Below are 4,231 nucleotides of genomic sequence, written 5' to 3'. Positions count from 1 at the left end.
CCCAGGCCCTCTACATGCCGGACCGTTTCCCGTCGCGCGCCGAGGTCGCCCGCTATCTGCACAACGGCCTGCGCGTATTCCTCAAGGCCTATTCTACACAGCCCGAGACCGATCTCACCGAACTCGCGCGACTTATCGGCGCCCATTCCCTCAATCAGGTGCAACATGACAGTTGACGATTACCTGGCCGATCCGGCCAGCCGCTTTGCCACCGTCGCGATGACCGACACCAACGGACTGCTGCGCGGACAGATGGTCTCGACCAGCAGCCTGAAAGGCATCGCGAAAAGCGGCATGGGCATGGCTCCCGCGCAACTGGCGCTGGACCCGACCGATGTGATGCTCGTCATCCCGGGCGTCAACGACGACAAGGGTGATTTTCACGATGACCCCTTGCAGGTCGACCCGAATTCTGGCCGCCGCCTGCCATGGTCGAAACCGGGGCATGACCTGCTGGTCCTCTCCAACTACACCGGCGCCTCGGCACAGATATGTCCGCGGGCGATCCTGAAATCGGTTCTGGCTCGCGCCAGCGAAGCGGGGCTGGTGCCGAAATACGGAATGGAGCTGGAATACACACTTTTCGACGAGACACCGGAAAGCGCGAAGGCGAAGGGCTACCGCAACCTCAAGACAGCGACGGCTCACGCCAGCCACGACCTGATCCTCTATCAGGTTGTCCAGACCGAATGGTACGAGGCGCTGGCCGCAATCTGYGAGCCGCTGAAGATCGACCTCGCCAAGATGCACGAGGAGATCGGCGCAGGCTTCATGGAGGCCTGCATCGGAGCAGGCGTAGGTACGGAACCGGCCGACCAACTCGTCCTCTTGAAGAACTTCATCCGCGCGCTGGCGTTGCGGCAAGGCCGGTCCGTCACCTTCATGCCGCGCTGGAACGAAAAGGCGGACAGCCAGTCGATCCATTTGCACATCAGCCTGAAGGACAGGGACGGCAAGACGCTGTTTTGGGATCCAAACGAAAAGAACGGCGTCAGCCGCACCTTCCGCCACTTCCTTGGCGGTCTCCAAGCCTATACCGGCGACATGACGCTGGTCTTCCAGCCGACGGTGAACAGCTACCGTCGCTTCGCACCGGGCACCTTCGCGCCGCCCGGCCTGACCTCGGGTTTTGAAAACCGCACCACATGTTTTCGCCTGGTCGGCCATGACGCAGGGACGCTGCGGGTGGAAAATCGCCTGCCGGGCGCCGATTCCAACCCTTATCTCTCGGCCGCGGCCACAATCGCCGCCGGGATCGCCGGTGTCATAGGCGAGATCGAGCCCGACCCCGAGACCATCGGGTCAGGCTACACGCAGAAACCCGCCCGCGACTTCGCCCGCTCGATGCCCGAGGCGATCGAACGGCTGCGCGGATCGAGCTTCGCCAAGGACTGGCTGGGGCCGCGCTTTGTCGAGGCGTTCACGGCCACCCGAGAGTGCCAGCACGACGAATTCCGCCGCAAGGTTCCGGACGTGGAACTGGAACGTTTCTTCGACCTGGGGTGAACGACCATGGATACTGACCTGCGCGCCCGTTTCATCGAAGGCATGAGCCGCGTTGCCTCCGCCGTTACCGTGGTGACCACGGACGGCGAGGCAGGTCGTTTCGGAGTGACCGTTTCATCGATGACCTCGGTGTCGGCCGACACCAGCCGGCCCTCCCTGCTCATCAGCGTCCATCACCTCAGCCCTGCATGCGAGGCGATCAAGAGGAACAGGCGGTTCTGCGCCAATGTGCTCAGCGGCAATCAGAGCTTCGTCTCGGATCTCTTTTCCGGCCGTCTCAAACATCTGAACCAGGACAGGTTCGGCGCGATCGCCTGGCACCCCGGCGCAACCGGCGCGCCGGTCATCGATGGTGCCRTCGTTTCGCTCGACTGCGAGCTCAAGACAGCCTTGCTGTGGGGGACCCATTTTCTGTTCATCGGCGAGGCCGAGACCATCGACCTTTCAGCGCAGCGCTCGCCGCTGGTTTACGGTAATCGCGGCTACCGGCGCGCCATCCCGATCGCGCCGGATGATCATCGGCCGCCGCACCCGGCGAACCACCTCAGCATCGGCTTTTTCATCACGCTTGGGCCGCAATTCGTGCCGGCCCTCGTCGCCCGCTTCGCAAGCCAGCAGCCGGATGTCGACATCCGCCTTCTGGAAGCCGACCACGACGACCTTATCGAACAGATGCGCGCCGGCAGAATAGAGGCTGCCATCACCTTCGGACAGGTGAACGAGCCTGATCTCGACGCCGAACTCATCTGCCCCCCGGCTCCGCATGTGTTGTTGAGCGCCGGTCACGCGCTGGCAGCAAGGTCTCGTCTGCGGCTCGCCGACCTGGCTGACCTGCCCATGATCCTGCTGGACTATCCTTCCGTCCGCGCGGCCACGGATGCCTTGTTCAAGCGCAGCCAGCTTCAGCCGCTCATCCGCTTCCAGTCGCCATCTTTCGCCATGGTGCGAGGTCTGGTCGCCCAGGGGCTTGGATATTCCATCGTCCCGCAGGCGCCGCAGACCAGAACCGCCTCCGACGGCAAGGAGATCCTGGCCATACCTCTGGATGAGGACTTTCCCGAGGGAGCAGTCATCGCGATCACGCCGCGCGGCAATCAAAGGAGCGAGTCGGTCGAGCACTTTCTCGCCAAGTGCCGGGGGTCCTTCGGGCATCTCGCCAACGGAGAGGAATGATGGCGGGCCGGACGGCCGCCTGAACGAAAACAGACGTCAACCAACAATGGACCGGTCAATCGGCCATGGGGAACACAGAGGGAGAACTACCCAAATGAGTACCGCAGGAACCAACCAACTTCGCAGGAATTCACTGGGCCTGATCGCCGTGACCTTTATGGTCATCTCGGCAGCGGCCCCGCTTACCGGCGTTGCCGGCGCGATGCCGCTGGCGTTCATGCTGGGCAACGGCGCCGRCATCCCGGCGACCTTCATCTTCGTGACCCTGGTGATGCTTGCCTTTTCGGTCGGCTACGTGGCGATGTCGCGGCATGTCACCAATGCCGGCGCCTTCTACGCCTATGCCGCGCGCGGTCTCGGCGGGCGGGTCGCCGGCGCCGTGGCGGTCGTGGCGGTGGTTGCCTACAACGCCATGCAGTTTGGACTGATCGGCCTCCTGGGGGGCATCGCCGCTGGTGTCTTCGGCGAACTCGGGCTGACCCTGCCCTGGTGGGGATGGAGCCTGATCGCCGTCCTGCTGGTCGGCATACTCGGCTACCGTCAGGTCGACCTGTCGGCAAAGGTTCTGGTCGTGGCCGTTGCGCTCGAATACCTGATCGTCCTGATCGTGGATTTTGCAATTCTCGGCAAGGGCGGCGCRCACGGGCTGGCGCTGAACCTGTTCGATCCGAACGCGATGTTTTCAGGTTCGCTGACTGCCGCGATCCTGTTTTGCCTGGGATCCTTCATCGGCTTCGAAGCGACGACGATCTACGCCGAGGAAGCCCGCGACCCGGAGAAGACCATTCCGCGCGCCACCTATCTGTCGGTGCTGATGATCGGCATCTTCTTCGTTTTCACCACCTGGCTGATGATCGTTGGCATAGGCGCCGAGAAACTCGTGCCGACCATCCAGGGCTACGGCGATCCCTCGGCACTCTTCTTCGATCTTGCTGGGCGCTATGTCGGCGGTCCCGTGCCGACCATCGCCGGCATTCTGCTGGTGTCGAGCCTGTTTGCCGCGCTGTCAGCCTTCCACAACTACATCGCCCGATACAGCTACGTGGCGGGACGCGAAGGCCTGCTGCCCGCTGCCTTCGGCCGCACCCACGCGGATCACCAGAGCCCGCACATCGGCTCGGTCGCTCAGACAGTCGGCGCCCTGGTCGTGCTGGCGATCTTTGCCGGACTAGGACTCGACCCGGTGCTCAACATGTTCACCTGGATCAGCCAGGTCGGCACGCTCGGCGTCCTCGGCATGATGACCGTGACCTCGCTCGCGGTCATCGTGTTCTTCCGCAAGAAACATATCGGCGCGCCGGCGCTGTCGACCGTGATCCTGCCCGCCTTGTCAGGGCTCATCATGGCCGCACTGTTCGTCTACATCTTCCTGCATTTCGGCGACCTCACCGGCACCACCGGTGGCGTGCTCGGGATCATCCTGCCGGCATTGATTCCGGCCGCCGCCGTGGTGGGATACTTGTTGGCGTTGCGGCTGGAAAAGGCCGATCCAGTCCGCTTCGCCAATATGGGAGTAAATCAGATTTAGGAAACGATGGACGGAATCGAATTC

The 4,231-nt window shown here is 63.2% G+C and carries 3 protein-coding genes; all 3 read left to right on the top strand.

What is annotated here, in order from left to right:
* The first annotated feature begins 165 nt into the window (after positions 1-165).
* The 3 genes from ACXJ7R_RS26105 (at position 166) to ACXJ7R_RS26095 (ending at position 4,207) form a co-directional block, all read left to right on the top strand.
* On the top strand, positions 166-1,506 hold the full coding sequence (locus tag ACXJ7R_RS26105; RefSeq protein ID WP_457154349.1) for a glutamine synthetase family protein: 1,341 nt from the start codon (positions 166-168) through the stop codon (positions 1,504-1,506).
* Between the two features lie 6 nt (positions 1,507-1,512).
* The gene (locus tag ACXJ7R_RS26100) at positions 1,513-2,679 is read left to right on the top strand and encodes a LysR substrate-binding domain-containing protein (protein ID WP_457154348.1); all 1,167 of its coding nucleotides are present in this window, start codon (positions 1,513-1,515) and stop codon (positions 2,677-2,679) included.
* Positions 2,680-2,773: 94 nt separating this feature from the next.
* Positions 2,774-4,207, top strand: coding sequence for an APC family permease (locus ACXJ7R_RS26095; protein ID WP_457154347.1), 1,434 nt, complete (start codon positions 2,774-2,776; stop codon positions 4,205-4,207).
* The last annotated feature ends 24 nt before the right edge of the window (positions 4,208-4,231 follow it).

The sequence above is a fragment of the Mesorhizobium sp. P5_C1 genome (assembly GCF_054049815.1).
Note: the sequence above shows the minus strand (reverse complement) of the source record. Positions and strands in the feature narration are given on the sequence as shown.